At 69.1% G+C, this 24384-nt stretch carries 39 protein-coding genes; 33 read left to right on the forward strand and 6 right to left on the reverse strand.

Annotated elements, in window-relative coordinates; translation table 11 throughout:
- Positions 1-290 precede the first annotated feature (290 nt).
- From rplC to rplQ, 30 genes are all read left to right on the forward strand, one after another.
- Positions 291-950, forward strand: a complete 660-nt coding sequence (rplC, locus tag GXY85_09345; protein NLW51026.1) for a 50S ribosomal protein L3 — start codon at positions 291-293, stop codon at positions 948-950.
- A gap of 23 nt (positions 951-973) precedes the next feature.
- Positions 974-1645: a 50S ribosomal protein L4 gene (gene rplD, locus GXY85_09350; protein NLW51027.1), complete on the forward strand. Its 672-nt coding sequence runs from the start codon at positions 974-976 to the stop codon at positions 1643-1645.
- Between the two features lie 2 nt (positions 1646-1647).
- Positions 1648-1932 (forward strand): 50S ribosomal protein L23, encoded by a 285-nt coding sequence (gene rplW, locus GXY85_09355; protein NLW51028.1) that lies wholly within the window; start codon positions 1648-1650, stop codon positions 1930-1932.
- A gap of 14 nt (positions 1933-1946) precedes the next feature.
- Complete coding sequence (gene rplB / locus GXY85_09360; GenBank protein ID NLW51029.1) at positions 1947-2774, forward strand: 50S ribosomal protein L2; 828 nt, start codon at positions 1947-1949, stop codon at positions 2772-2774.
- A gap of 6 nt (positions 2775-2780) precedes the next feature.
- Entirely contained in the window at positions 2781-3047 is a 267-nt protein-coding gene (gene rpsS, locus GXY85_09365) for a 30S ribosomal protein S19 (GenBank protein ID NLW51030.1), read from the forward strand.
- Positions 3048-3107: 60 nt separating this feature from the next.
- On the forward strand, positions 3108-3464 hold the full coding sequence (rplV, locus tag GXY85_09370; protein ID NLW51031.1) for a 50S ribosomal protein L22: 357 nt from the start codon (positions 3108-3110) through the stop codon (positions 3462-3464).
- Positions 3454-4134, forward strand: coding sequence for a 30S ribosomal protein S3 (gene rpsC / locus GXY85_09375; protein ID NLW51032.1), 681 nt, complete (start codon positions 3454-3456; stop codon positions 4132-4134). The genes rplV and rpsC overlap by 11 nt, the downstream gene beginning before the upstream one ends.
- Positions 4115-4534 carry a 50S ribosomal protein L16 gene (rplP, locus tag GXY85_09380; GenBank protein NLW51033.1) on the forward strand — a complete coding sequence of 140 codons (420 nt, stop codon included), beginning with the start codon at positions 4115-4117 and terminating at the stop codon, positions 4532-4534. Before rpsC ends, rplP begins: the two co-directional genes overlap by 20 nt.
- Complete coding sequence (rpmC, locus tag GXY85_09385; GenBank protein ID NLW51034.1) at positions 4531-4764, forward strand: 50S ribosomal protein L29; 234 nt, start codon at positions 4531-4533, stop codon at positions 4762-4764. Before rplP ends, rpmC begins: the two co-directional genes overlap by 4 nt.
- Positions 4757-5083 carry a 30S ribosomal protein S17 gene (gene rpsQ, locus GXY85_09390; protein ID NLW51035.1) on the forward strand — a complete coding sequence of 109 codons (327 nt, stop codon included), beginning with the start codon at positions 4757-4759 and terminating at the stop codon, positions 5081-5083. The genes rpmC and rpsQ overlap by 8 nt, the downstream gene beginning before the upstream one ends.
- A gap of 26 nt (positions 5084-5109) precedes the next feature.
- Positions 5110-5478 carry a 50S ribosomal protein L14 gene (gene rplN, locus GXY85_09395; GenBank protein ID NLW51036.1) on the forward strand — a complete coding sequence of 123 codons (369 nt, stop codon included), beginning with the start codon at positions 5110-5112 and terminating at the stop codon, positions 5476-5478.
- Between the two features lie 8 nt (positions 5479-5486).
- A complete protein-coding gene (locus tag GXY85_09400) occupies positions 5487-5843 on the forward strand; it encodes a 50S ribosomal protein L24 (protein ID NLW51037.1) in 357 nt (118 codons plus the stop codon).
- 44 nt (positions 5844-5887) lie between these two features.
- Complete coding sequence (gene rplE, locus GXY85_09405) at positions 5888-6466, forward strand: 50S ribosomal protein L5 (protein NLW51038.1); 579 nt, start codon at positions 5888-5890, stop codon at positions 6464-6466.
- Positions 6467-6521: 55 nt separating this feature from the next.
- Complete coding sequence (locus GXY85_09410) at positions 6522-6707, forward strand: type Z 30S ribosomal protein S14 (GenBank protein ID NLW51039.1); 186 nt, start codon at positions 6522-6524, stop codon at positions 6705-6707.
- Between the two features lie 57 nt (positions 6708-6764).
- Entirely contained in the window at positions 6765-7160 is a 396-nt protein-coding gene (gene rpsH, locus GXY85_09415; GenBank protein ID NLW51040.1) for a 30S ribosomal protein S8, read from the forward strand.
- 34 nt (positions 7161-7194) lie between these two features.
- Positions 7195-7770: a 50S ribosomal protein L6 gene (rplF, locus tag GXY85_09420; protein ID NLW51041.1), complete on the forward strand. Its 576-nt coding sequence runs from the start codon at positions 7195-7197 to the stop codon at positions 7768-7770.
- A gap of 49 nt (positions 7771-7819) precedes the next feature.
- Positions 7820-8203, forward strand: coding sequence for a 50S ribosomal protein L18 (locus tag GXY85_09425; protein NLW51042.1), 384 nt, complete (start codon positions 7820-7822; stop codon positions 8201-8203).
- A gap of 40 nt (positions 8204-8243) precedes the next feature.
- Positions 8244-8882, forward strand: a complete 639-nt coding sequence (gene rpsE / locus GXY85_09430) for a 30S ribosomal protein S5 (GenBank protein ID NLW51043.1) — start codon at positions 8244-8246, stop codon at positions 8880-8882.
- Positions 8883-8950: 68 nt separating this feature from the next.
- Positions 8951-9454: a 50S ribosomal protein L15 gene (gene rplO, locus GXY85_09435; GenBank protein NLW51044.1), complete on the forward strand. Its 504-nt coding sequence runs from the start codon at positions 8951-8953 to the stop codon at positions 9452-9454.
- A gap of 24 nt (positions 9455-9478) precedes the next feature.
- Positions 9479-10873, forward strand: coding sequence for a preprotein translocase subunit SecY (gene secY, locus GXY85_09440; protein ID NLW51045.1), 1395 nt, complete (start codon positions 9479-9481; stop codon positions 10871-10873).
- Between the two features lie 49 nt (positions 10874-10922).
- Positions 10923-11585, forward strand: a complete 663-nt coding sequence (locus GXY85_09445; GenBank protein NLW51046.1) for an adenylate kinase — start codon at positions 10923-10925, stop codon at positions 11583-11585.
- A complete protein-coding gene (gene map, locus GXY85_09450) occupies positions 11582-12343 on the forward strand; it encodes a type I methionyl aminopeptidase (GenBank protein NLW51047.1) in 762 nt (253 codons plus the stop codon). The genes GXY85_09445 and map overlap by 4 nt, the downstream gene beginning before the upstream one ends.
- A 52-nt stretch (positions 12344-12395) precedes the next feature.
- Positions 12396-12611: a translation initiation factor IF-1 gene (infA, locus tag GXY85_09455; GenBank protein ID NLW51048.1), complete on the forward strand. Its 216-nt coding sequence runs from the start codon at positions 12396-12398 to the stop codon at positions 12609-12611.
- Between the two features lie 61 nt (positions 12612-12672).
- The gene (gene rpmJ / locus GXY85_09460; GenBank protein ID NLW51049.1) at positions 12673-12786 is read left to right on the forward strand and encodes a 50S ribosomal protein L36; all 114 of its coding nucleotides are present in this window, start codon (positions 12673-12675) and stop codon (positions 12784-12786) included.
- Between the two features lie 6 nt (positions 12787-12792).
- Positions 12793-13179, forward strand: coding sequence for a 30S ribosomal protein S13 (gene rpsM, locus GXY85_09465; protein NLW51050.1), 387 nt, complete (start codon positions 12793-12795; stop codon positions 13177-13179).
- Between the two features lie 94 nt (positions 13180-13273).
- Positions 13274-14095 carry an SAM-dependent methyltransferase gene (locus GXY85_09470; GenBank protein ID NLW51051.1) on the forward strand — a complete coding sequence of 274 codons (822 nt, stop codon included), beginning with the start codon at positions 13274-13276 and terminating at the stop codon, positions 14093-14095.
- Between the two features lie 54 nt (positions 14096-14149).
- Complete coding sequence (gene rpsK / locus GXY85_09475; protein ID NLW51052.1) at positions 14150-14524, forward strand: 30S ribosomal protein S11; 375 nt, start codon at positions 14150-14152, stop codon at positions 14522-14524.
- Positions 14525-14570: 46 nt separating this feature from the next.
- On the forward strand, positions 14571-15194 hold the full coding sequence (gene rpsD / locus GXY85_09480; protein ID NLW51053.1) for a 30S ribosomal protein S4: 624 nt from the start codon (positions 14571-14573) through the stop codon (positions 15192-15194).
- A 61-nt stretch (positions 15195-15255) separates the two neighbouring features.
- The gene (locus GXY85_09485; protein ID NLW51054.1) at positions 15256-16260 is read left to right on the forward strand and encodes a DNA-directed RNA polymerase subunit alpha; all 1005 of its coding nucleotides are present in this window, start codon (positions 15256-15258) and stop codon (positions 16258-16260) included.
- Between the two features lie 50 nt (positions 16261-16310).
- Complete coding sequence (gene rplQ / locus GXY85_09490; GenBank protein NLW51055.1) at positions 16311-16913, forward strand: 50S ribosomal protein L17; 603 nt, start codon at positions 16311-16313, stop codon at positions 16911-16913.
- A 135-nt stretch (positions 16914-17048) separates the two neighbouring features.
- Here rplQ and trxA read toward each other — a convergent pair whose 3' ends face one another.
- On the reverse strand, positions 17049-17387 hold the full coding sequence (trxA, locus tag GXY85_09495) for a thioredoxin (protein ID NLW51056.1): 339 nt from the start codon (positions 17385-17387) through the stop codon (positions 17049-17051).
- A gap of 32 nt (positions 17388-17419) precedes the next feature.
- Positions 17420-17995 carry a hydrogenase maturation nickel metallochaperone HypA gene (locus GXY85_09500; protein NLW51057.1) on the reverse strand — a complete coding sequence of 192 codons (576 nt, stop codon included), beginning with the start codon at positions 17993-17995 and terminating at the stop codon, positions 17420-17422.
- Between the two features lie 254 nt (positions 17996-18249).
- On the opposite strand from GXY85_09500, the gene GXY85_09505 reads away from it, so the two are divergent.
- From GXY85_09505 to GXY85_09515, 3 genes are all read left to right on the forward strand, one after another.
- Positions 18250-19464, forward strand: a complete 1215-nt coding sequence (locus tag GXY85_09505; GenBank protein ID NLW51058.1) for a hypothetical protein — start codon at positions 18250-18252, stop codon at positions 19462-19464.
- Positions 19465-19470: 6 nt separating this feature from the next.
- Positions 19471-20607: a rod shape-determining protein RodA gene (locus GXY85_09510; GenBank protein NLW51059.1), complete on the forward strand. Its 1137-nt coding sequence runs from the start codon at positions 19471-19473 to the stop codon at positions 20605-20607.
- Between the two features lie 76 nt (positions 20608-20683).
- Positions 20684-22027: a 2-oxo acid dehydrogenase subunit E2 gene (locus GXY85_09515; protein ID NLW51060.1), complete on the forward strand. Its 1344-nt coding sequence runs from the start codon at positions 20684-20686 to the stop codon at positions 22025-22027.
- A 68-nt stretch (positions 22028-22095) separates the two neighbouring features.
- Here the strand turns inward: GXY85_09515 and GXY85_09520 are convergent, their stop codons facing one another.
- From GXY85_09520 to GXY85_09535, 4 genes are read right to left on the reverse strand one after another with little or no spacing between them, the layout of a single operon-like run.
- Positions 22096-22968: an ATP phosphoribosyltransferase gene (locus GXY85_09520; protein NLW51061.1), complete on the reverse strand. Its 873-nt coding sequence runs from the start codon at positions 22966-22968 to the stop codon at positions 22096-22098.
- Between the two features lie 51 nt (positions 22969-23019).
- Positions 23020-23685, reverse strand: a complete 666-nt coding sequence (locus GXY85_09525; GenBank protein ID NLW51062.1) for a hypothetical protein — start codon at positions 23683-23685, stop codon at positions 23020-23022.
- 27 nt (positions 23686-23712) lie between these two features.
- A complete protein-coding gene (gene rbfA / locus GXY85_09530; protein ID NLW51063.1) occupies positions 23713-24081 on the reverse strand; it encodes a 30S ribosome-binding factor RbfA in 369 nt (122 codons plus the stop codon).
- A 17-nt stretch (positions 24082-24098) separates the two neighbouring features.
- On the reverse strand, positions 24099-24380 hold the full coding sequence (locus tag GXY85_09535) for a DUF503 domain-containing protein (GenBank protein ID NLW51064.1): 282 nt from the start codon (positions 24378-24380) through the stop codon (positions 24099-24101).
- Between the last annotated feature and the right edge of the window lie 4 nt (positions 24381-24384).

Genomic DNA, 24384 nt, shown 5'->3' on the forward strand with positions numbered 1-24384 from the left:
CGTTCCGTTGCGGACAGCGCGGCGGGGCGGGCAGGGGTTCGGGCGGGACCGGGCGGCCTGCGCCTCAGGCGTCCGGTGCCCGCCGGTGCGCGGGCTGCACTGCGGAACGGCCGGCGATGAAGCGGCCTTTCAGTCACATCCCACGGGGCGCATGTTCGAATGCGCCCTCGACCTCAGTGCTGCGGCACCCGAGGGGCCTGTGCGCTCCTGCTGTCGGCTACTGTGCCGTGCGTCGAGGGTTTGAGCGTGGGACGGTTGTGCATGTTGAGCATAGCGAGGTAGTTGCCGTCATGGTCAAGGCGCTCCTGGGCAAAAAGATCGGGATGACGCAGGTGTTCGACGAGGCGGGTGCCGTCGTGCCGGCGACCGTCCTGCAGGTGGGACCGTGCATGGTGACCCAGGTGAAGACGCCGCCCGCGGACAGGGTGCCCGGCGTGCAGATCGGCTTCGATGAGGCCAGGCGCAAGCGGGTCACCAGGCCGCTGGCCGGCCACTTCGCCGCCGCCGGCGTGTCCCCGCAGCGCATCCTGCGCGACGTGCAGCCGGACGGCGACGAGATGCCCGCGCTGGGTCAGGAGCTTCGGGTGGACATCTTCGACGGTGTCTCCAAGGTCGACGTCGTCGGCCTCAGCAAGGGACGCGGCACCGCCGGCGTGGTCAAGCGGCACGGCTTTGGCGGCCAGCCGGAGACGCACGGCGGGCGCACCCGGCGGATTCCGGGCTCGATCGGGTCCGGCACCTGGCCCGGTCGCGTCTGGAAGGGCAAGAAGATGGCCGGGCACATGGGCGCCGCCCGGGTGACCGTGCGCAACCTGCGGGTGGTGCGCGTGGATCCGGAGCGCAACCTGCTGATCGTCAAGGGCGCCGTGCCCGGACACAACGGAGCGTGCGTGCTGGTTCGGAAGGCCGTCAGCCTGGAGCAGGAAGCCGCCCGGGCAGCGCAGGAATGACATTAGACGGATTCGAAGACGCCATGGACATACCGGTATACAACATAGCGGGCCAGGTCGTGGACCACGTGAGCGTGGACGCGGCCGCCCTGGGCGGCAAGCCCAACATGGCCCTGCTGCGCCAGGCGTTGCTGATGTATGAAGCGAACAAGCGCGTCGGCACAGCCTCGGTCAAGACCCGTTCCACCGTGAGCGGCAGCGGCAAGAAGCCCTGGCGCCAGAAGCACACCGGCCGGGCCCGCCACGGCAGCCGCTACAGCCCGATCTGGGTCGGCGGAGCCGTGGCCCACGGGCCGCAGCCCCGGGACTACCGCCAGCGCATGCCGCGCAACGCCCGGCGCCGGGCGCTCGCGAGCGCCTTCCTGGCCAAGGCGATCGACGGCGAGGTGCTGGCCGTCGACGCGCTGGAACTGCCCGAGGCCAGGACGAAGGCCATGGCGTCCGTGCTGAAGAACGTCGGTGCGACGCGCACGTGCCTGATCGTGCTGGCCGAGCACGACGGCGACCTCTGGCGGTGCACGAGGAACATCCCCGGCGCGGCCATGTGCACGTGCAGGGAACTGAACGCCTACGACATGGTCCGCCCGCAGCGGGTCGTCTTCACCCGGGAGGCGCTGGAGCAGTTCCTGAACAGCCAGGCCGACCGGGCCGCCGAGGCGGCCGCCGCGGCGGCGTCCGAACAGGCAGGGGTGTGACGATGAACAGCTACGACATCATCCGCAAGCCGCTGCACACCGAGAAGGGCGTCGACGACATGCGGGAGAACAGCACCTATCACTTTGAAGTGACGCCGGCCGCCACGAAGTCGCAGATTCGCCACGCCATCGAAGAGCTTTTCCCGGGCCGCAAGGTCGTCGACGTTCGCACGGTCACGGTCAAGGGCAAGCGGCGGCGCGTGCGGATGACGGTCGGCACGACCAGCACGCGCAAGAAGGCGATCGTCCGGCTGCGGCCGGGCGACACGATCGACATCGGGTACTAACGGAGCGGACCGCAGTGGCCATCAAGCCCTACAAACCGACGACGCCCGGGCGGCGTGGGATGACGACGACGGACCTCTCGGAGATCACCCGGAGCAAGCCGGAGAAGTCGCTTCTGCGCCCCCTCCGCAAGACGGGCGGGCGCAACAACTACGGACGGACCACGGCCCGGTTCCGTGGGGGCGGCCACAAGCGCCGCTACCGCCTGATCGACTTCAAGCGGAACAAGGACGGCGTGCCGGCCACCGTCCTGGGCATCGAATACGACCCCAACCGGAGCGCCCGCATCGCCCTGCTGGAGTATGAGGACGGCGAGAAGCGGTACATCATCGCCCCGGACGGGCTGAAGGTGGGCAGCCGGCTGGAGAGCGGGCCGGACGCCGAGCCCCACGTCGGCAACTGCCTGCCGCTGGCGCGCGTGCCGCTGGGCCTGTACGTCCACAACGTGGAGCTGCAGCCCGGGCGCGGCGGCCAGATCGTCCGCAGCGCCGGCACGGCGGCGCAGGTGAGCGCGCGCGAGGGCGACTACGTGCACCTGATCCTGCCCAGCGGGGAGATCCGCATCGTGCTGGGGCGGTGCCGGTGCACGATCGGCCGGGCCAGCAACATCGAGCACCAGAACGTCAAGTGGGGCAAGGCCGGGCGCACCCGGTGGCGCGGCCGGCGCCCCCACGTGCGCGGCACCGCGCAGAATCCCGTCAGCCACCCGATGGGCGGCGGCGAGGGGCGGCGCGGCGGCGGGCGGCATCCGTGCGGCCCCACCGGCGTGCTGTCCAAGGGCGGCCGTACCCGCAAGCACAAGAAGCACAGCGACCGGTTCATCGTGAGAAGGCGGAGGAAATAGCGCAGCGTGAGCAGATCGCTCAAAAAAGGTCCCTACGTGGACGAGAAGGTCCTGCGGAAGGTGATGAAGCAGAAGGAGCAGGGCGGGCGCGACCCGATCAAGACCTGGGCGCGCTCGTGCACCGTGATCCCGGATTTCGTCGGGCATGCGTTCCTGGTGCACAACGGCCGTTCGTTCGAACGGATATTCATCACGGAGGACATGGTGGGGCACAAGCTGGGCGAATTCGCCCCCACCAGGACCTTCCGGGGCCACGGCGGGCGCAAGAAGTAGCGTCCGGACCCTGTGCGCGCGGCCCGACGCGTCGCGTGCCATGCCAGGTGAGAGTGTGCAATGCAGTTTGTTGCGAGACATAGAAACGCGCCGATCTCGGACCGCAAGACGCGCCTGGTGGTCGACCTGATCCGCGGCAAGCACGTCAACGACGCGCTCAGCGTGCTGCGGGCGACGCCCAAGCGGGCCTCCTACTTCGTCGACAAGGTCCTGCGCTCGGCGATGGCGAACGCCGACCAGAGCCTCGAGGCGGACATGGACAACCTGCGGGTGGAGAGGGCCTGGGTCGACGGCGGGCCGGTGCGCAAGAAGTGGCACCCGCGGGCCCGCGGCGGGGTCGGCATGGTACGCAATCGTTCCTGCCACATCCACATCGTACTGGACGACGGACAACACGGGAGGCCCCATGGGGCATAAAGTCCGACCAACGAGCCTGCGACTGGGGATCACCGAGGAGTGGCGGTCCCAGTGGTTCGCGAACAAGAAGCAGTTCGGAGAGTATCTGGTCGAGGACCAGAGGATCCGCACGCACGTCAAGCGGCACTACCTCTTCGCCGGCGTCGCGCGCATCGACATCCGGCGCACGCGCGGCACCGTGCACGTCACAGTGCACTGCGCGCGCCCCGGCCTGATGATCGGCCGGCGGGGCGTTGAGATCGAGCGGCTCAAGGCCGGGCTCGAGGACGTGACCGAGGGCACCGTGGAGGTGGCCGTCGAAGAGGTGGGCGAGCCGCTGCTGAGCGCCCAGTTGGTCGCCGAAGACGTGGCGCAGCAGATCGAACGCCGCGCCTCGTTCCGCCGGGCCATCCGGCGCGCGGCGGAGATGGTCATGACCGCCGGGGCGCTGGGGGTCAAGATCCAGCTCTCCGGGCGTCTGGGCGGGAGCGAGATGGCCCGGTCCGAGAAGGTGCTCGAGGGCCGTTTCCCGCTGCAGACACTGCGCGCGCAGATCGACTACGGCTTCACCGAAGCGAAGACCAAGTACGGGAACATCGGCGTGAAGGCGTGGGTGAACCGCGGGCTGCTGCCCCCGGGCACGCGCATCAGCGATACGGAGGAGCGGCGCAATGGCGTTAATGCCCAGTAGAGTCAAGCACCGCAAGTTCCAGCGCGGGAAGCTCCGAGGCAAAGCCACGCGCGGCAACCGGGTGGTGTTCGGCGAGTTCGGCCTGCAGGCGCTCCAGTGCGGGCGCATCACGGCCGAGCAGATCGAGGCCGGGCGCCTGGCCGTGACGCACTTCCTGCGCCACGAGGGCAAGCTGACGATCCGCATCTTCCCGCACAGGAACATGACGGCCCGGCCGGCCGAGACGCGCATGGGCAAGGGCAAGGGCGAACCGGCGCACTGGATCGCCGACGTCAAGCCCGGCACGATCCTCTTCGAGATCAGCGGCGTGCCCGAGGACCTTGCCGTGGCGGCCTTCTCGCGCGTTGCCCACAAGATGCCGATTCGGACCCGGCTGGCGCATCGGAGGGTGCACGTATGAAGGCGAAGGAACTGAGGGGACGCGACACGCAGGAGCTGCGTCGCGAACTGGAGCAGCTGCAGCGGGAGCTGTTCGACATCCGTTTCCAGTGGCAGGCCGAAGAGCGGCCGGACCGCAGCCGCCGGCGGAACCTGCGGCGGGACGTCGCCCGCTACAAGACCGTCCTGCGCGAGATGGAAGGCGCCCTGGACGAGACCCGGCAAGCCGGTGCGAGGACCGACCATGAGTGAACAGGCCAGGGGATATCGGAAGCGCCTCCAGGGCGTCGTCAAGAGCGACAAGATGGACAAGACCGTCACGGTCACCGTGGAGCGGCTGGTCAAGCACCCCCGCTTCAAGAAGTACGTGCGGCGCAAGAACACCTTCATGGCCCATGACCCCCAGCAGACGGCCCGCGAGGGCGACGTGGTCGAGATCGAGAGCACCCGGCCCCTGTCGCGTCACAAGCGGTGGCGCCTCGTGCGCGTTCTGGGGCGCGGCCTGGCCTCGCGCGCCGGCATCCGGCCGAGCGAGGAAGCCCAGAAGACAGATACCGACCTGACGGCATAGGACCGGCGCAGCGGAGAAGGCGTCCGATGATCAGCGAGCAGACAGTCCTGAACGTGGCCGACAACACCGGCGCCCGCGCCGTGCGGTGCTTCAAGGTGCTCGGCGGCAGCCGGCACACATACGCGAGTGTGGGTGACGTGGTCGTCGGGAGCGTCATCAAGGTGATCCCCGGCAGCGACGTCAAGCGCGGCGAGGTCGTCCGCGGCGTCATCGTGCGCACCAAGGCACCGGTACGGCGCGAGGATGGGAGCTACGTTCGCTTCGACAGCAACGCGATCGTGCTCCTGCAGCCCGACGGCAACCCCCGCGGCACCCGCATCTTCGGTGCCATACCGCGCGAACTGCGTTACCGGAACTACATGCGCATCATCAGTCTGGCAGCCGAGGTGGTGTGAGGACGAACATGGCAGGCATTCAGAACAAGCTGCACGTCCGGCGAGGCGATACGGTGGAGATCATCACCGGCAGCGGACGCGGCATGCGCGGACGCGTCCTGCGCACGCTGCCCGCCGAAGGCAAGGTGGTCGTCGAAGGCGCGAACATGGTCTGGAAGCACCTGCGGCGCAGCCAGGACCGCCCGCGCGGAGGCCGCATCCAGGTCGAGGCCCCGGTGCACGCCTCGAACGTCGCGCTGGTGTGCCCGCACCGGGAGTGCGTCCGGTTCGACCGCCCCGTGCGCACGCGGACGCTGGTCAAGGAAGACGGCAAGAAGGTGCGTCTGTGCTCCAAGTGTGGCACCGAGCTGCCCAAACTCGAATAGCGAAACCCCCGCGCCCGGCGCGGTGGCCACGGTGAAGGGCCGATATGAGCGACACAGCCCCAACGACGCAAGCCGCACCCTACGTCCCGCGGTTGAAGGACTACTACGCCCGGCAGGTGGTGCCCCAACTGATGGAGCGCTACGGCCTGAAGAACCCCCTGGCGGCGCCCCGCCTGGTGAAGATCGTCCTCAACATGGGCATCGGGGAAGCCGTCGCGGACCAGAACGCCATGGCCGACGCCCTGCTCACGCTGCGGACCATCACCGGCCAGCAGCCGGTCGTCACGAAGGCCCGGCGCAGCGAGGCGGGCTTCCGTGTGCGGCGCGGCGTGCCGCTGGGCTGCAAGGTCACCCTGCGGGGCGGGCGGATGTATGAGTTCCTGGACCGGCTGATCAGCATCGCGCTTCCGCGCGTGCGCGACTTCCGGGGCCTGTCGGTGGACTCCTTCGACGGGTCGGGCAACTACAGCCTGGGGCTGCGCGAGTGCGTGGTCTTCCCGGAGCTGGACCTGGACAAGCTGAAGAACCTGTACGGACTGGACATCACGATCGTGACGACGGCGCGGACGGATCAGGAGGCGCTGGAACTTCTCAGCCTCTTCGGCATGCCTTTCCGGCGTTGAAGCCGGGGCCAGGGCCGCAGAGGCGTTCACTGAATCCTGCGACGCAGGCGGATACATGGCTCAGAAAGCTTGGATTGTAAGGTCGTTGCGGCCGCCCAAGTTCACGTCGCGGCAGCGCAACCGGTGCAAGCTGTGCGGGCGACCGCGCGGCTACCTGCGCAAGTTCCGCATCTGCCGCATCTGCTTCCGTACACTGGCGAGCAAAGGCGAGATACCCGGCGTCTCCAAAGCAAGCTGGTAGGCCCGACGGCCTGCCACAAGACGCCTGAACGCAACGAGCGGATACGAGGCCAAAGACATGATGACCGACCCCATCGCCGACATGCTCACGCGCGTGCGCAACGCGCTGGCAGTGGAGCGCGAGACGGTGGAGATGCCCGCCTCCGTCGAAAAGGAGAGCGTGGCCCGTGTTCTGAAGGACGAAGGCTACATCGACGACTTCCAGGTCGTCGGCGAGCTTCCTCACAGAATGCTGAAGATCTACCTCAAATACGGCCCGCTCGGCGAACAGGTCATACACGAGCTGAAGAGGGTCTCCCGGCCCGGACGCCGCGTCTACCGCGGCGTCGGCGAACTCGGACACGTCCACAACGGGCTCGGGATCTGGGTCGTGTCGACCAACAAGGGCATTATCAGCGACCGGCAGTGCCGGATCCGGAAGGTCGGGGGCGAGGTGCTCTGCTCCGTCTTCTGAGCCGCCGCAGATCGGTCGCTGTGAGGAACTGACAATGTCGCGCACGGGAAACAAAGAGATCGAGGTGCCCCGGGGCGTCCAGGTCACGGTGGACGGCCCCCGCGTGTCCGTCAAGGGACCGCTCGGAGAACTCAGCCATGAGTTGCCGGACCGGCTGGAGCTGGACTACCGGCCCGAGACGGGCAGGCTCGTGGTGCGCCGCCGCGACGAATCGCGGCAGGCCCGCGCCCTGCACGGCCTGCACCGGTCCCTGCTGGCCAACATGGTGGAGGGCGTCGCCAGGGGCTTCTCCTGCGTTCTCGAAATCCATGGGACCGGCTACAACGTGAACGTGCGCGGGGGATCGCTCGTGCTGCAGATCGGCTTCTGCCACGAAGTCGTGTTCGACCTGCCGTCCGGCATCACGGTCGAGGTGGAACAGAGCGCGGCACAGGCCGGCCGGCCCGCGCGGTTCGCGGTCAAGGGCCCCGACAAGCACGCGGTCAAGCAGTTCGCAGCCACCGTGCGTGCGGTCCGCCCGCCGGAGCCGTACAAGGGCAAGGGCATTCGCTACGACGGGGAATACGTGCGGCGCAAGGAAGGCAAAGCCTTTGCCGGCCTGGACCGCTGAGGAACCTGGATGGAGCGCAGGCTCCGTCCCCTTTGGGCTCGCACCGAACATGAACAACAGCAAACGCAGGGACACTCTCAGGCGGAGCCGGCACCGGCGCGTTCGCCGCAGGATGCAGGGCACGGCCGAGCGGCCGCGGCTGTGCGTCTTTCGCAGCAACAAGCACATCTACGCGCAGGTCACCGACGACTGGCGGCAGCATACGCTGCTCTGCTGCTCTTCGCTGAGCTCCGAGCTGAAGGGCCAGTTGAAGCATGGCGGTTCGATCGAAAGCGCCGTCAAGGTGGGCGAACTGCTCGGGCGCAAGTGCCTGGAGGCGGGGATCACCGCCCTGGTGTTCGATCGCGGAGGGTATCGCTATCACGGCCGCGTGAAGGCACTGGCCGAAGCCGCCCGTGCCCAGTTCACGCAGGCGGGAGCCCCCGGTTTCTGACAGCCCCGGGCAGGGGGCCCGGTTTTCCCCCGGAGGTCACATGGCACGCAGGGACGACGAGAGCGGCCTGATCGAAGAAGTCATCGGCATCTACTACCACACCAAGGTCACCAAGGGCGGCCGGAACGTGAGCATGGCCGCGCTTGTGGCCCTCGGAGACGGCAAGGGCAAGATCGGTCTCGGCTACCAGAAGGCCCGAGGCGTGCCGACCGCAATCGAGAAGGCCAGCAAGGAAGCACGCAAGAACATGAGGAAGGTCCACCTCGTGGGCGATACGGTCGCCCATGAGGTCTGGGGCCGGCACTGCACGTCGCGCGTGCTGCTCCGGCCGGCAACCCCCGGCACGGGCGTCAAGGCCGGCGGCACCGTGCGCTCCGTGATGAACGCCGCCGGGGTGCGCAACGTCCTGAGCAAGGTCTACGGCGGCACCAACCCGATCAACGTGGCCAAGGCCACGATGGACGCGCTGGTCAACCTGCTGTCCCGCCAGACGGTCGCCGATCTGCGCGGGACGGACGTGCGGCTGTTCCACCCCCAGGCGGACTGGAAGACGGGGGCGCCGGTCGTGACCGATGCGCCCGTTGCAGCGCCCGCCGAAGCACCGGACGCTCCCGGAGCCGAGGCGGCCGCCTCAGCCGAGGCGGCCACCGTGGCCGAAGAACCGGCCACCGACCAGTAGGCGCCCGCCGAGCGGCGGCCTTTGCGGACACACAGACCGGGCGGACCGGCCCGGAGGATGAGAAGACAATGGACATAGGCAGAGCCAAAGCGGCAGTCACCCGCAGGGCCACGCGCAAGCGGGTGGGGCGCGGGCCCGGCAGCGGCCACGGCAAGACGAGCGGGCGCGGCCACAACGGAGCGCGGTCCCGGAGCGGATGGAGTTCCCGCGGCGTGACCGGCGGAGCGGCCCCCCTGTGGCGCCGCCTGCCGAAGCGCGGCTTCAGCAACATGCCGTTCAAGCAGGAGCCCGACGTCGTCAACGTCGGCCGCCTGGATCGGTTCGATGAGGGTACCGTGGTGGGGCCCGAGGAGATGCACCGGGCCGGGCTGGTGGGCCGCGCGCCCGCCGGCGGCGTCAAGGTGCTGGGGCAGGGCGAGCTGAGCAAGGCCCTGACCGTGCGCGCCAACGCCTTCTCCCGCAGCGCCGTCGCCAAGATCGAAGCGGCCGGCGGGACGGTGGAGCCGATCCTCCCGCCCAAGCCCCCCGTGCGGAACCCGATGGGCTCCGCCCACGGCACGGAACGCAGGTAACACCCGTCCGGCGATGAGGCATCCATGAGCGTCCTGGAGCATCTGGGCAATATCTGGCGGATCCGCGACCTCCGCCGCAAGATACTGATCACACTCGGGCTGCTCGCCGCCTGCCGGGTCGGCGTCTACGTGCCGCTGCCGAACGTGGACGTCAAGGCCCTGGGCGCCCTGTTCGCCTCGCTGGCGGACAGCCCCGCCGGGCAGGCGCTCGGGCTGGTCAACCTGTTCGCCGGCGGAGCCCTCAGCCAGGGCGCCATCTTCGGGCTCGGCATCATGCCCTACATCAGCGCGTCGATCATATTCACCCTCCTGGCCAACGTGATCCCCAGCCTCGAGGCCCTCCGCAAGGAAGGGGCCGCCGGCCAGCGCAAGCTGAACCAGTACACCCGCATCGCCACCGTCTTCATCTGCCTGTTCCAGGGCATGTTCGTCGTGCGCGGCCTCTACGGCTCGGAGGTCATCCCCTATGCCATCCAGACCTCCGGGTGGGCCTCCCTGAAGTTCATGCTCACCAGCGGGTTCCTGCTCATGGTCGGCACCCTGTTCCTCATGTGGCTCGGCGAGCAGATCGACGAACACGGCATCGGCAACGGCATCTCGCTGATCATCACCGTCGGCATCCTGGACCGCATGCCGGCCGCCATCGCCGAGATGCGCCAGAGCCTCATGAACGCCGACAGCCAGCAGAACGCGATCCTCAAGGTCGTCCTGCTCCTGGCGCTCTTCGTGGGCATCATCGTGGCCATCATCTACATCACCGGCGGCGAGCGCCGCATACCCATCCAGCAGCAGAAGCACGTGCGCGGGCCGAGGGTCTACGGCGGCCAGAAGCACTACCTGCCGCTGCGCGTGAACCAGGCCGACGTCATGCCCATCATCTTCGCGCAGTCGCTGCTGATGTTCCCGGCCATCATCGCCGGCGCACTCGTCGGCGCCCTGGCCGACAAGCCGGACAGCATCCTGCGCGGCATCTCCCAGTGGGTGATGGACGCCGTCTCCGGCCGGAACCTCACGTTCACCTACGTCGTCCTCTACGGAGGGCTGCTGTTCTTCTTCTGCTACTTCTGGACGGCGGTGATGTTCAACCCGAAGGAGATGAGCGAGAACCTGCAGAGCTACGGCAGCTTCATCCCCGGCATCCGCCCCGGCAAGCGCACCGCCAACTACCTGGAAGGCATCATGAACCGCGTCACGCTGGCCGGCAGCTTCTTCCTCCTGGTCATCGCCATCATGCCGCAACTGGTCAGCGCCGCCCTCGACGTGGGCCTGATGGGCTCGTTCTACGGCGGCACCAGCATCCTGATCATCGTCGGCGTGACGCTGAACGTCGTGCGCAAGATCAACGACCACCTGGAGATGCGCCGCTACAGCGGATTCGCCGCCGGTGCCGGCGGACGCCGACGCAGCCGCCGACGCTGAGCAGGCGGCCCCCGCGCCGGGCGCCGTCAGACTGGAAAGGAATGCTCCCGTGAAATTCGTCTTCCTGGGCCCCCCGGGTGCCGGCAAGGGAACGCAGGCGGCCCGCATGGCCGTGCGCTTCAACGTGCAGCACGCATCGACCGGCGACATGTTCCGCAAGGCCGCCGCTGCCGGGTCGGAGCTGGGCCGGACCGTCAAGGACTATCTGGACAGCGGCCGGCTCGTGCCGGACGAACTGACCTCCCGCGTGGTCGAAGAACTCGTGCTGGATGCCGGCGACGGCTACATCCTGGACGGATACCCCCGCACCCTGGGACAGGCCGAAGCGCTGGCCGCCAACCTGGAGCGGCGGGGGCTGAGGCTGGACGGCGTCGTCTACTTCGACCTGAGCGACCAGGAGGCCGTGCGCCGCCTGACCGGCCGGCTGGTCTGCTCCGGGTGCGGGCGGAACTACCACAGGGAGTTCATGCCGCCGAAGGCGACGGATGTGTGCGACGACTGCGGCGCCGCCCTGCGCGTGCGCAGCGACAGCGCCGAAGACGTCGTGCGGCAGCGGCTGGCCGTGTACCATGAGATGACAGAGCCCCTGGTCCGCTACTATCGGGACCGAGGCCTGCTGGAGAACGTGGACGCCTCCGCCGCCCCGGACGACGTGGAACGCGCCACGGGCGCGCTGCTGGAACGCCTGGCCCGCAGCGAAGGCGACCGATGACCGGGATCGAGGTCAAGACGCCCGCGCAGGTCGCGCAGATGCGCCAGGCCGGGCGGCTGGTGGCCGAAGTGCTGGACCTGGTCGCCGGGATGGCGCGGGCGGGCGTGACGACCGAGCAGCTTGACAGGGCGGCCGAGGGGCACATCGTCGCGGGCGGCGGCCGGCCGTCGTTCAAGGGCTACCGCGGCTTCCCGGCCAGCATATGCGCCAGCCTGAACGAAGAGGTCGTGCACGGCATCCCGGGAGCGCGCGTCCTGTGTGACGGCGACCTGCTGAAGGTCGACGTCGGCGCGCAGTGGCAGGGCTACCACGCCGATGCGGCCGTCACGGTCCCCATCGGAGACGTCTCGGCGGAGGCGCAGCGGCTGCTGGAGACGACGCGTGCGGCCCTCTACGCGGGGATTGCGGCCGTGCGGGCCGGCGTCCGCGTCAGCCAGGTCTCGGCCGCCGTGCAGAAGGTGGTCGAGGACAACGGGTTCCGCGTGGTGACCGACTACACCGGGCACGGCATCGGCAGGGCGCTGCATGAAGAGCCCAGGGTGCCGAACTTCGTCCGCGCGGGATGGATGAGCAGCGACCCCGTGCTGGAGCGCGGCACGGCGATCGCCATCGAGCCGATGGTGAACGTCGGCACGCACCGGACCGCCGTGCTGCCGAACGGCTGGACGGTCGTGACGCGCGACGGGAGCCTGTCGGCCCACTTCGAGCACACGGTGGCGGTGGAGGAGCAGGGCGCCGTCCTGCTCACATTGCCCTGAATGACTTGCAGAGCCGCCGTGGCCGCGTTATAATGCCTTTTTTGGGTTCGGTATGGCAAAGGAAGAACCGATCAGAGTGCCGGGCAGGATCAAGGAAGCCCTGCCCAACGCGATGTTCCTCGTGGCGCTGGAGGACGGGCATGAGGTCCTCGCCCACGTGTCCGGGAGGATGCGCCTGAGATTCATCCGCATCCTGCCCGGGGATACGGTGACGCTGGAGATGTCCCCCTACGACCTGACCAAGGGGCGCATCGTCTGGCGCGACTGACCGGAGCATTGCAGATCAGGGGGCGCCTCGGGCCTGTCCCTGGACTGCCGGGAGACCACAAATGAAGGTGCGTTCCAGCGTAAAGCGTATGTGTGAGGACTGCAAGATCGTGCGCCGCAAGGGCGTCGTGCGGGTGATATGCCGTAACCCCAAGCACAAGCAGCGACAGGGGTGAGCAGATATGCCGCGTTTGGTTGGTGTCGACATACCGGGCGATAAGAGCGTTGCCGTCTCCCTCACGTACATCTACGGCGTGGGCAAGACCTCGGCGCGCGTCATCTGCGACGTGCTGGATATCGATTCGAACAAGAAGGCCCACGAACTGACCGAAGACGAGTTGAGCCGCATCGCGGCCTACGTCGAGAAGAACTTCATTGTCGAAGGCGAGTTGCGCCGCCTGGAGGCGAGCAACATCGCGCGTCTGCGCCAGATCAACTGCTACCGGGGCATCCGGCACCGCAGGGGCCTGCCCGTGCGCGGGCAGAGGACGCGCACGAATGCCCGCACCCGCAAGGGCAAGAAGCGCACCGTCGCCGGCAAGAAGGGCGTCAAGGAACTTGCTCACTGAGAGAGGCCGCCGGCGCGCCTCGGACGGCTGCCGGCGCGCGGGCCCTCGGTGTGCCGCGCGCAGCGGCGCGACCCAGTCGTGCGGGTGAGACGGCGTGCCGAAGAGCGAACTCCACAAGTACCTGCAGGACCGGAGCCGGCTTCTGCAGGCGGTGTGCCTGCTCGGGCCTGCGGGCCGGTCGGACGAACGCAAGGCCAAGAAGCTCGGCGAGATCGCCGGCTTCTGCGAGTTGATTTTGACATATGTGGACCGGTTCCTGGCGCGTCGCCCTGCGGTGAGCGTCGTGGAGTTCTCCTGCGGCAAGAGCTACCTGGGCGTCGTGCTCTGCGTGCTTCTGCGTGACCTGGCCGGCAAGCAGGCGCAACTGGTCGGCGTGGACTGGAACCCGGCGCTGATCGAGACGTGCCGGCGTGTGGCCGAGGCGGCCGGCGTGAAGGACGCCCGGTTCGTGGCGTCCAGGACGCGCGAGTTCCGGGCCGACGAGCCGTTCGACCTGGCCGTTGCGCTGCATGCATGCGACACCGCCACGGACGAGGCGATCGCCAAGGGCATCGAGCTGGGCGTGCCGCTGATCCTGACCGTGCCGTGCTGTCAGAACCAGATACGCGGTCAGATCGAGACGGGCCACCCGCTGGTGGCCATGACGGAGTTCGGGCCGATTCGGTACCGGCTGGCCAACATGCTGACGGACGTGCTGAGGGCGCAGTTTCTGCGCAGTGCCGGGTACGTGGTGGAGATGCAGGAGATCGTCTCGCCCCGGCTGACGCCGAAGAACCTGTGCATCTGCGCACGGATGCCGCGGCGGCGCCCGAAGGCGGGACGCGACGAGGGCTACCGGGCGCTGAAGGCGTTCTTCGGAGTGCGGCCGGCTCTGGAGCGGCTGTGCCCGAATGTCGTGCCTGAACGGGAGAACTGAGAACGCGGCCCGGTGAGAGCCGGCCACGGTCAACTGAAGGAGAGGCGCACAGACATGGCGAAGGCGAAGAGCATGCGGCGTGTCGGCTCACGGGCCGTGGCCCACGTCAATGCAACGTTCAACAACACGCGCATCACCATCACGGACCTGAAAGGCGAGGTGCTCTGCTTCGAGACCGCGGGGAGCTGCGGCTTCTCCGGCGCGCGCAAGAGCACCCCGTTTGCCGCGCAGCGGACGGCCGAACGCGTCGCCGACAAGGCCAAGCGGATGGGCATTCAGGAGCTGGAGGTGAAGGTGAAGGGCCCGGGCTCCGGACGGGAGTCCGCCATCACGGCCCTGGAGGCCGCCGGTCTGTCCATCCATTCCATAGAGGATGTGACCCCGCTGCCGCACAACGGCTGCCGCCCGAAGAAGAGGCGCCGCGTCTGAGGCGCCCTGCGGAAGCTTCCGAGAGAAGAGAAGAGAGTAGAAACGCATGGCCAGGAACACCGGACCGAAGTGCAGGCTGTGCCGCCGGGAAGGCACCAAGCTCTTCCTGAAAGGCGCCCGCTGCCATACGGCGAAGTGCGCCATGGAGGGCCGCAGCAAGCCGCCGGGAATGCACGGCTGGCGGCGCGGCCGCCCCAGCGACTACGCGGTGCGGCTTCGCGAAATGCAGAAGTGCAAGCGCTACTACGGCGTGCTCGATGGGCAGTTCCGGCGCTACTTCGAGGCGGCGCGCAGGATCCCCGGCAACACGGGCGAGAACCTGCTCTGCCTGCTGGAGCGGCGACTTGACAGCGTGCTGGTCAGCACCGGCCTGGCCGTCTCGCGCGCCCAGGCGCGCCAGCTGATCACGCACGGTCACATCCAGGTCGGCGGGCGCAAGGTCGACGTGCCCAACTACCTGGTCAGGGAGAACGACGTGGTGCGCCCCGTCCCGGTGGACGCGATCCTGGACGCTGCGCGCGAGCACCGGGAAGAGACGGGCCATCCGGGCCCCGGATGGCTGGCCGTCAACGACGCGGACCTGACGGTGCGGGTGACCAGGATGCCCGTGCGAGCCGACGTGACCGCCGAGGTGGACGACGGCCTTGTGGTCGAGTTCTGCTCGCGCTGATCGCAGCGGGCGCATGCCCGGCTGTTTCCACACGGCAACACGGACAAGCGGAGAGACATAGATGGCTATACGAGTTCGGTGGCGAGGTCTGGAGCTGCCCGTCCGGGTGCGCGTTGACCAGAGCACCCTTGCGGACGACTACGGCGAATTCGTCGCTGAGCCCTTCGAGCGCGGATTCGGCCACAGCCTGGGCAACAGCCTGCGCCGTGTGCTGCTGTCCTCCATCGAGGGCTCCGCCGTGGTCGCCGTGCGGTTCGAGGGCGTGCAGCAGGAACTGAGCGCCATCGAGGGCGTCCTGGAGGATATCCCGGAGATCGTCCTCAACGTCAAGGAGCTGCTGCTGAGGCTCCATCCCGACGAAGAGCGGGTCCTGCGCGTCGAAGCCCACAAGCCCGGTGTCGTTACCGCCGGCGACATCGACCCGGACCCCGACGTCGACATCGTCCGCCCCGATCAGGTGATCGCCACCCTGGCGGCCGAGACGGACTTCGTCTGCCACATGACCGTGCGCAAGGGCCGCGGGTACGTGCCCTCCGAAGAACACGAGGACCTGCCGCGTGACATCGGCGTGATCCCCGTCGACGGGCTGTTCTCGCCGGTGCGCCGCGTCAGCTACAAGGTGGAAGACACCCGCGTCGGGCGCCGCACGAACTACGACCGCCTGATCCTCCAGGTCCACACCAACGGCGTCGTCAGCCCGGAGATGGCCATGGTGGAGGCCGCCAAGGTCCTGCGCAAGCACCTGAACCCGTTCATCGAATACTTCGAACTCGGCCGGCAGCTGCCGTTCGAGGAGCCGACGCCGATCGCCGAGGTCAAGCACCTCGAGATGCCCCAGGTCCCCGAGTCGAAGCTCTCCATGCCGATCTCCGCTCTGGACCTGACCGCCCGCGCGCTGCACTGCCTGGAAGGAGAGGGCATCAAGACCGTCCGCGACCTGCTCGGCAAGTCGGAGTCCGACCTGCTGGCCATGCGGAACTTCGGTCAGGTGACCCTGCAGGAACTGGCCGACAGGCTGGCTGAGCACGGGCTGGAAGTCGGAATGCTGGCGCCGCACGAGGACTGAGTGCGGCCACCCCTTTCGTTCGATCATCAAGCAGAGCCGGGTGGCAAGCGATGAGACACCGCAAGAAGGGACGTAAGCTGGGCAGGAACGCGAGCCATCGCCAGGCGCTTCGGCGCAACATGGCGGCCGACCTGCTGCGCTGCGAGAGAATCGTGACAACCATCGGCAAGGCCAGGGAAGTGCGGCCCTTTGTCGAACGCATCATCACCCTGGCCCGGCGGGCGCTGCCCTGGAAGGACACGGGCGATGCGGCCGATCGGGCCCGCTACCTCCACTACTACCGCCTGGCCCTGCGGCGCCTGCAGGACAAGGAGATGGTGCAGAAGCTCTTCGGAGAGGGCCCCTGGCTCACCGGCCAGGCGTCGCTCGCCCGCCGCTACGCCAACCGGCCCGGCGGCTACACCCGCATCGTGCGGGTCGGCGGCAGCCGCCTCGGCCTCCCCGTCGGCGGCACCGTCAGTGAGATACCTGAGATCACCTACGAGATCGGCGGCGCCGAGCGGTCGCTCCGGCTCATCGGCAACCGCCTGGGCGACAACGCAGAACGCGTGATCTTCGAACTCGTCGAAGAACGCGAGCCCGGCCCCGATGCCGAGGTCGCCCCGACGATCACCGTCGGCGACGAGGTCCGCGAGCCCGCCGCCGAAGAGTAACGACACCGGGCGAATGAACGCGGGAGACGGCACCCGTCGGCGTGCCGTCTCCCGCGCCGTGTTTCCGGGACCCCGCCGCGCTCCGTCCGGAGCCCGGCCCTGTCAGCCCACTGAGAAAGCCCTCCTGTCGGGCCGCTATCCCTCCAGCAAGTCGTCCACCGCCTGCTGATAGGCCTGCCGATCCTGCGCGCCGATCATCCGCAGCGAGGTGACCTCCTTGCCCCCCTTGAACAGGACGACCGTGGGAATGGCGCTGACCCCGAGCTTCGACGCCGTGGCGGGGTTCTCGTCCACGTTCAGCTTGTACGCCTTCAGCTTGCCCGCATTCGCCTCGGCGATCTGGTCGATCACGGGCCCCACCATGCGGCAGGGGCCGCACCAGGGCGCCCACAGGTCGACCAGCACCGGCAAGGCCGACTTGACAACCTCGGCTTCAAACGTCGCGTCGGTCACGTCCTTCACTGCATCGCTCACAGAGCGTCTCCTTCTCGGTCGGAAAGGGTCCCTCAGGCGGCGGGGATGCGCTTGAACCGGAGTTCGACCTTGGCGCGGAGGTTCTTCAACTGGCGCTTCGCCACACCGCGGTTGTACTCCTTCTGCTGCCTCCAGGGGTGCGGATTGGTATCCTGGGCATAGGCCGCGTCCGACCGGATGGACTCGTCCGTCTTCTGCAGCCACTCGACCAGACCCTCCAGCTCGTGGCGTGCATCCGCGAACGTCTTGCCGGCCGCAGCGCTCTCGCCCATCGCCTGCTGCTGATCGGCACGTGCCAGCATGTCGTCGACCTTCTGCAGCGTCTCCACGGGCGGGCGGAAGAACTCCGGCACGTCCGCCAGGACCTTGCGGGACGCCCGCTCATACATGAAGCCTGCGAAGAAGATCAGGCCCAGAGCCACGACCACCGCCGCCCCGACGCGCCCCCCGAAATGCTCGGGATGCTCCTGTTTGCCCTTGGCCTGCTTGACGCGTGTCTCGTACGCCTCGCCGCTCTTCAGGTTGACGCCGCAGTGCGGGCACTCGATCTCGCCCAGCCCGACCTCTTTCCCGCAGGACGGGCACTGGAGTCTGGCTTCCTCGGCCATCGGTTCCCTCGCACAGAGTCATGGGTTCATGTCGCACAACCCCCTACGAACGCCATTCTATAGCATACGGCGCCTGTGTCAACCTGCAACCGAACGGGCCGGGTCGTGAGCCCCGTTGCCGTTGTGCGGCCGGGCACGGACGGGGGGGCGGGCACCGGCGGGGCCGGCCCGCAACGCCCGCCTTGACACGCGCGGCGGCCCGCAGCTACCCTGTGCGCAGTGCGCCCATCCTCCTCCTGCGGACAACCTGCGCGATGGACTACCCGGAATGCCCGGCGGCCGACTGCGCGCGTGCGGAACGACTCCGCCGGGCGTTGACCGACTGGACGGGCGCGGCGCCTGCGGACGTGCGGGTCGTACGCAGCCCCTATCGGGTCTGTCCGCTCGGCGCGCACGTCGACCACCAGGGCGGCTGCGTGGCCGGCATGGCGGTCGACCGGGCGCTCCTGGCGGCCTATGCCCCCACGGCCGACCGCTGCGTGGCCGTGCGCAGCCTGCAGTTCGAGGGCACGGCCCGGTTTGCGCTGGACGCCGTGCCGCCGCGGGCCGGCGACTGGGCGGACTACGCCCGGGGGGCGGCGTCCGCCCTGTGCCGGCTGGGGCCGCTCCGGCGCGGGGTGGCCGTGCTGGTGGACGGTTCGCGCAACGTGGGGGGCCTGAGTTCCTCGGCGGCGGCGGGCCTCGCCTACCTGATGGCGCTGGCGTCGGCGAACGACCTGGAGCTGAGCGCCCGGGAGTTGATCGAACTCGACCGCGCGGTGGAGAACGACTACGTCGGTCTGAACAACGGCACCCTGGACCAGTCCATGATCCTGCTGAGCCGCGCCGGGATGCTGACGCATCTGGACTGCGCGACGGGCCGGGCGCGGCGGCTGGCGCCCGGCGGCGGGGCGGAGTTCCGCATCGCCGTGCTGTTCAGCGGGCTGCGCACGGCGCTGCACTCGACGGCGTACAACGCCCGTGTGGCCGAATGCCGGGCCGCCGCCGAGGCCCTCCTGAAGGAGGCAGGCATGGCCGTGCCGGACCGTCCGCGGCTTCGCGACGTGCCGCCCGACGTGCATGCACGCCACGCGGCCTCGCTGGCGCCGGCGCTGAGGAAGCGCGCACGGCACTACTTCGACGAGCAAGCGCGCGTGGCCGACGGCCTGGAGGCATGGACGGCCGGCGATCTGGCGCGATTCGGCCGGCTCATGACGGAGTCCGGGCGCAGTTCCATCGAACTGTACGAGTGCGGAACGGCGCACCTGCGCACGGGCTATGAGGTGCTGAGCGGCGCGCCCGGCGTCTACGGAGCCCGGTTCAGCGGCGCGGGCTTCCGAGGGTGCTGCGTCGCGCTGGTGCGGCCGGGCTGCGAGGCGGAGATCGCGCGGTGCGTCCTGACCGGGTATCTGAGGGCGCACCCGGACGTCGAGGGCGAGGCGGAGGTGTTCTTCTGCCGCTCCGGCGACGGGGCGGCGGTTCTGGAGTAGGTGGTCATGCGGGCGGGCATCATCAGGACGGCGGTGGGGCGGGCTGCCATCTCGCGCATGCCGTGGCACCTGCTGCTGGCGGCCGTGGCGCTCACTTTCGTCGGGGTGGCGTTCATCTACAGCGCGGCGTCGCTGGGGATGGCGCTGCGGCACATGGTCTTCGCCGGGCTGGGGCTCGTGGCCTTCGTGGTGTTCTCGCTCCTGGACTACCGCCACCTGCGGGGGCTGGCGCCGGTGCTCTACGCGGCCGGCGTGCTGTCCCTGGCGGGGCTCTTCGCCTTGGGCACCACCATCAACTACGCGCAGCGCTGGTACAACGTCGGCTTCTTCCACGTGCAGCCCTCGGAGCTGATGAAGTACGTGCTGGTCATTGTCCTGGCCGACTACCTGCGCAGCCGCAAGCGGATGGATCGCCTGCGCGACCTGGCGATGCCGGCGGCGCTGACGGGCCTGCCCGTGCTGCTCATCATGGGTCAGCCGGACCTCGGCTCGGCGCTGATCCTGGGCGCGCTGTTCTTCGCCATGACGTTTCTGGGCGGCGTCCCGGTGCGGAACCTGGCCCTGGTCGTCGGCCTGGGAGTTGCTCTGCTGGCGGCGGCCTGGTTCATCCCGGGCGTCCTGAAGGACTACCAGCGGATGCGGCTGGAGACGTTCCTCAACCCGGCGGCCACGCGGGACTCCAGCGCGGCCTACAATGCCGAGCAGGCCATCACGGCGGTGGCGGCGGGGGGGATGCACGGGCAGGGCTACGGCCGCGGCGTGCTGAACCGGCTCGGGCGCATACCGGAGAGCTACGCGGACTTCATGTTCCCGGTCATCGCCGAGGAGTGGGGCTTCGTGCGCACGGCGCCCTTCGCGTGCGTCTACCTGTTCCTGGCGTTCCTGCTGGCGCGCATCGCGTGCAAGACGCGCGACCCGTTCGGGCGGCTTCTCGTGGGCGGCGTCCTGTCGCTGCTGGCCCTGCAGAGCTTCCTGCACATGGCGATCGCGCTGCGGCTGGCGCCCATCACGGGGCTGCCGCTTCCGCTGGTGGGCTACGGCGGGTCGTCGCTGCTGAGCACGTTCGCCGGGCTGGGGCTGGTGGGGTCCGTGTGCACGCACACGCACGTGCTGTTCGAGCCGGGGGCCGAGGAAGAGGCGTGACGTGCCCGTTGAACGCCGGAGGCGCGGCCCGTAGAATGGGCGTTTCCCGCAGTGAATTCCATCCTGGAGAGGCAAGATGCTCGAGCCCGTCCACCTGCCGCAGCTCGGCCAGACGATGACCGAAGGCACGGTCGCAAAGTGGCACAAGCAGGAAGGGGAGCACGTCGCGAAGGGCGAGATACTCTACGATCTGACGACCGACAAGGCGACGCTCGAGGTGCCGGCCTTCGCCTCCGGCGTGGTGAAGACGATCCTGGTCCCCGAAGGCTCGACGCGGCCCGTCGGGGAGCTGATCGCGGTGCTCGGCGAGGAGTCGGACGATCTGCCCGCCGACCTCGATTCGCTGCGCGGCCACGGCCCGGCGGCGCCCGCTGCGGAGGCCCGCGCCGAGGGCGGCCGGAGCGCCCCGGCGTCCGCCCCGCCGCCGGCCGGAGCGGCGGCGTCCGGCGGGGGGGGGCGGGCATTCGCCTCGCCCCGTGCGCGCAAGGTGGCGGGCGAACTGGGCGTGCCGCTGGGCGTCGTCGCCGGTTCCGGCCCGGGCGGGCGGGTGGTCGAGGCGGACGTGCGGGCATACGCCGCCCGCCGCGCGGACGTGCCGCACACCCCGGCGGCTGCTGCGGTCGCGCGCGAGCGGGGGGTGGACCTGGTGGCGGTGGCCGAGGGGTTGCGGGGCCGGCGGGTCCGAAAGGCCGACGTCCAGGCCGCCGCGCCCTCGGCCGTGGCGGCGCTCGGCGGGGCCGACGGGGAGCGGGTGGCGCTGAGCCCGATGCGGCGGACGATTGCCGCGCGCATGGCCCAGTCCAAGCAGACGGTGCCGCATTTCTACCTCCTCGGCGAGGTCGAGATGCGGGCCGCGATGGCATACCTGGCGGCGCGGGCCGAGGGCGGTGTCAGGGTGACGTTGACCGTGCTGATCGTCCGGGCCATCGGGGAGGCCCTGTGCCGACATCCGCGCGTCAACGCGCGGTTCGACCGGGACGCCGTCGTGCTCAACGGCGCCTGCAACGTGGGCGTGGCCGTGGCGGTGGAGGACGGGTTGTTTGTGCCCGTCATCCGGGATGCGGACGCGAAGGACCTGGAGACGATCTCCGCCGAGTTGAAGACGCTGGCGGGGAAGGCGCGTGCGGGCGCGCTCCTGCCGGAGGACTACGAGGGCGGCAGCGTGACCCTGAGCAACCTGGGCATGTACGGAGTGGACGGTTTCCTGCCCATCATCAACCCGCCGGAGGCCTGCATCGTCGGCGTCGGGACGGTGCGCGAACGCGTGATCGCGCGCGGCGGACGGCCCGTCGTCGAGCCGACGATGGAGGTGTCCGTGAGCGCCGACCACCGGGTGGTGGACGGCGCGGAGGCGGGCCGATTCTTCCAGACCCTCAAGGGCCTGCTGGAGCATCCGGGCGGACCCGACGAGAGGGGGTAGCGCGGCCGCGCGCATGCCCGCCGGGCGGGGACGCCCGGGGCTGCCGACGCCGGGGAGCGCGGCGGCCTCTACAGCACGACCTTGTTGAGGGGGTATTCGACGAGGCCCTCGGCTCCGGCGCGCTTCAGCTTGGGGATGAGGGACCGGGCGACGCGCTCTTCGATGACGGTTTCGACGGCGAATCCGGTCTCGTCGGCCAGTCCGCTGACGGTCGGGTTGCGCAGGGCGGGCAGCAGGCAGAGCACCTTCTGTAGCGCGTTTTTGGGGACGTTCATCTTGAGCCCGACCATGCTCTGTGCCCGGAGCGCACCCTCCAGCAGCATGGCGAGGTTCTCGATCTTGGTGCGCTTCCATTCGTCCGCCCATGCCTGTTCGGACGCGATGAGTTGGGTGTGGCTCTCCAGGATCGTCTCGATGATGCGCAGGTTGTTCGCCTCGAGACTGGCGCCGGTCTCGGTCAGCTCCACGATGGCGTCGACCAGATCGGGCACCTTCGTCTCGGTGGCGCCGTGGCTGAACTCCACCTCGGCCGTGATGCCGTGTTTCTGGAGGAACCGGGTGGTGACCCTGACCAGTTCGGTGCTGATGCGTTTCCCCTGCAGGTCCGGGAGGGACCGGATGTCCGAATCGACGGGCACGGCGACCACCCAGCGGACGGGCACCAGTTGCTGCTTGGAGTAGGTGAGCTGGGTGACGGTGACGACCCGGCTGTCGTTCTCGGCCACCCAGTCGGCGCCGGTGACGCCGAGGTCGACGATGCCTTTCTCGACGAACCGGGACATGTCCTGGGCGCGGATCAGCCGGGCCTGGATCTCGTCGTCATCGACGGCGGGGTAGTAGGATCTGCGGCCGATCTGGACGCGGTAGCCGGCTTTCAGGAGCAGTTGGACGGTGCTGTCCTGGAGGCTTCCTTTGGGTATTCCCAGCACGAGGGTGTTCATCTGGCGTCTCCGGTCTGGCTGGTCGGCGGTGAGGGGAGTGGCGCTCGCCTCTCAGGCGCGCGACGGGCAATGGGAGTTCACGGGGCAGCGCTGGCAGAGCGGATCCTGCACGCGGCAGAGCGCGGCGGCGCAGTCGCTGAACAGAAGATGGAGGCACGCGTAGTGGTCTTCGTCGAAGAGCCTGGCCAGGGCGCGCTGGTTCTTCAGCGTCGGCCGGTCGTCATCGAGCAGTCCGAGGCGGAAGCACATGCGGGCGGTGTCAGGGGAGAGGGGCAGCACGTTGGCGCCCAGGCTGAACAGCAGGACTTCGTCGGCGACGTCGCGCGCGACCATGGGCAGGCGCATGAGGCAGCTTCGGGCCTGGGTGTGGGTGAATTCGGCCAGGAACTCGAGGCTGAGGCGGTTGTAAGCCTCGAAGACCTCGCCGAGCATCCAGACGAGCCGTTCGGCGGCCTCCTGGGCCCAGCGGGCCGTGGAGATCGCCGCGGCCACCTCGACGGGGTGGCTGACGCGGACTTCGTTCCAGTCGGCGAAGCGCCGCCTGAGCGCCCGCAGGGCGCGGGTGGCCTGGCGCACGCTGGTGGCGCGGGCCATGATGCTGAGCACGAGCTGGTCGAGCGGCGGGCGCGTCTTGCGTCCCTTCAACTCACCGTACTTCGCGACGCCCTGCCGGAGGAGCCGGGCGGCCTGCTGCGTGCGCTGTTTCTGTGATCTCACTTCGGGGCCCACTTGGTTTGTGTGGAATCAGACCGGGGCCGGGGGCTCCTGGTCCTGCCGGCGGGCTTCCTTGATGAGTTGTTCGGTGCGCATGGCCTGCAGGACGTCCCGGTCCATCTCGAAGCGCAGGACGGGCGTGTAGCGAAGGTCCAGCCGGCGGGCGATCAGCGCCTGCACGAAGCCATGGGCGCCCGACAGGACGCGCAGGGACTCCTCGGCGGCTTCGTCCGTTCCGCGCACGATCACGAAGACGCGCGCCGAGCGCTGGTCTTCGGCCAGATCCACCCGGGTGAGTGCCACCGGGCCGACGCGGGGGTCGTTCATCTCGTACAGGACGATGCTGCTGATCTCGCGCCGCAGGAGTTCCTCGATCCGTCGCTTCTTGCGGGGGTTCATGGCAGGGGTGTCCGACCTCAGAGGAACTCGATCCGGTAGTCCACCAGTTGCGCCTCCGGCAGCCGGCGCAGGGCGTCGACGACGCGGCTCAGGGTTCCGTTGATGTACCGCGTGTCGTTGCCGACCTGCACCACGCCGAGGACGGCCGACTGGATGACGTCCTGTCGTTCGACTTCCGCTACGCTGACGTTGAAGCCGGTGCGCAGCCTGTCCTTCAGGCTCTGCACGACGTGGCGTTTGTCCTTCAGGGACCGGGCATCCGGCAGGTGCAGGCGGACTTCAAGTGTCCCGACGATCATGGCT

The organism is Candidatus Brocadiaceae bacterium, assembly GCA_012728835.1.
Classification (GTDB): domain Bacteria; phylum Planctomycetota; class Brocadiia; order SM23-32; family SM23-32; genus JAAYEJ01.

Coding starts and splice junctions, on each gene's coding strand:
- rplC (NLW51026.1), top strand. CDS start 291: ATGGTCAAGGCGCTCCTGGGCAAAAAGATCGGGATGACGCAGGTGTTC.
- rplD (NLW51027.1), top strand. CDS start 974: ATGGACATACCGGTATACAACATAGCGGGCCAGGTCGTGGACCACGTG.
- rplW (NLW51028.1), top strand. CDS start 1,648: ATGAACAGCTACGACATCATCCGCAAGCCGCTGCACACCGAGAAGGGC.
- rplV (NLW51031.1), top strand. CDS start 3,108: ATGCAGTTTGTTGCGAGACATAGAAACGCGCCGATCTCGGACCGCAAG.
- rpsC (NLW51032.1), top strand. CDS start 3,454: ATGGGGCATAAAGTCCGACCAACGAGCCTGCGACTGGGGATCACCGAG.
- rplP (NLW51033.1), top strand. CDS start 4,115: ATGGCGTTAATGCCCAGTAGAGTCAAGCACCGCAAGTTCCAGCGCGGG.
- rpmC (NLW51034.1), top strand. CDS start 4,531: ATGAAGGCGAAGGAACTGAGGGGACGCGACACGCAGGAGCTGCGTCGC.
- rpsQ (NLW51035.1), top strand. CDS start 4,757: ATGAGTGAACAGGCCAGGGGATATCGGAAGCGCCTCCAGGGCGTCGTC.
- rplN (NLW51036.1), top strand. CDS start 5,110: ATGATCAGCGAGCAGACAGTCCTGAACGTGGCCGACAACACCGGCGCC.
- GXY85_09400 (NLW51037.1), top strand. CDS start 5,487: ATGGCAGGCATTCAGAACAAGCTGCACGTCCGGCGAGGCGATACGGTG.
- rplE (NLW51038.1), top strand. CDS start 5,888: ATGAGCGACACAGCCCCAACGACGCAAGCCGCACCCTACGTCCCGCGG.
- GXY85_09410 (NLW51039.1), top strand. CDS start 6,522: ATGGCTCAGAAAGCTTGGATTGTAAGGTCGTTGCGGCCGCCCAAGTTC.
- rpsH (NLW51040.1), top strand. CDS start 6,765: ATGATGACCGACCCCATCGCCGACATGCTCACGCGCGTGCGCAACGCG.
- rplF (NLW51041.1), top strand. CDS start 7,195: ATGTCGCGCACGGGAAACAAAGAGATCGAGGTGCCCCGGGGCGTCCAG.
- GXY85_09425 (NLW51042.1), top strand. CDS start 7,820: ATGAACAACAGCAAACGCAGGGACACTCTCAGGCGGAGCCGGCACCGG.
- rpsE (NLW51043.1), top strand. CDS start 8,244: ATGGCACGCAGGGACGACGAGAGCGGCCTGATCGAAGAAGTCATCGGC.
- rplO (NLW51044.1), top strand. CDS start 8,951: ATGGACATAGGCAGAGCCAAAGCGGCAGTCACCCGCAGGGCCACGCGC.
- secY (NLW51045.1), top strand. CDS start 9,479: ATGAGCGTCCTGGAGCATCTGGGCAATATCTGGCGGATCCGCGACCTC.
- map (NLW51047.1), top strand. CDS start 11,582: ATGACCGGGATCGAGGTCAAGACGCCCGCGCAGGTCGCGCAGATGCGC.
- infA (NLW51048.1), top strand. CDS start 12,396: ATGGCAAAGGAAGAACCGATCAGAGTGCCGGGCAGGATCAAGGAAGCC.
- rpmJ (NLW51049.1), top strand. CDS start 12,673: ATGAAGGTGCGTTCCAGCGTAAAGCGTATGTGTGAGGACTGCAAGATC.
- rpsM (NLW51050.1), top strand. CDS start 12,793: ATGCCGCGTTTGGTTGGTGTCGACATACCGGGCGATAAGAGCGTTGCC.
- rpsK (NLW51052.1), top strand. CDS start 14,150: ATGGCGAAGGCGAAGAGCATGCGGCGTGTCGGCTCACGGGCCGTGGCC.
- rpsD (NLW51053.1), top strand. CDS start 14,571: ATGGCCAGGAACACCGGACCGAAGTGCAGGCTGTGCCGCCGGGAAGGC.
- GXY85_09485 (NLW51054.1), top strand. CDS start 15,256: ATGGCTATACGAGTTCGGTGGCGAGGTCTGGAGCTGCCCGTCCGGGTG.
- rplQ (NLW51055.1), top strand. CDS start 16,311: ATGAGACACCGCAAGAAGGGACGTAAGCTGGGCAGGAACGCGAGCCAT.
- GXY85_09500 (NLW51057.1), bottom strand. CDS start 17,995: ATGGCCGAGGAAGCCAGACTCCAGTGCCCGTCCTGCGGGAAAGAGGTC.
- GXY85_09505 (NLW51058.1), top strand. CDS start 18,250: ATGGACTACCCGGAATGCCCGGCGGCCGACTGCGCGCGTGCGGAACGA.
- GXY85_09510 (NLW51059.1), top strand. CDS start 19,471: ATGCGGGCGGGCATCATCAGGACGGCGGTGGGGCGGGCTGCCATCTCG.
- GXY85_09515 (NLW51060.1), top strand. CDS start 20,684: ATGCTCGAGCCCGTCCACCTGCCGCAGCTCGGCCAGACGATGACCGAA.
- GXY85_09520 (NLW51061.1), bottom strand. CDS start 22,968: ATGAACACCCTCGTGCTGGGAATACCCAAAGGAAGCCTCCAGGACAGC.
- rbfA (NLW51063.1), bottom strand. CDS start 24,081: ATGAACCCCCGCAAGAAGCGACGGATCGAGGAACTCCTGCGGCGCGAG.
- GXY85_09535 (NLW51064.1), bottom strand. CDS start 24,380: ATGATCGTCGGGACACTTGAAGTCCGCCTGCACCTGCCGGATGCCCGG.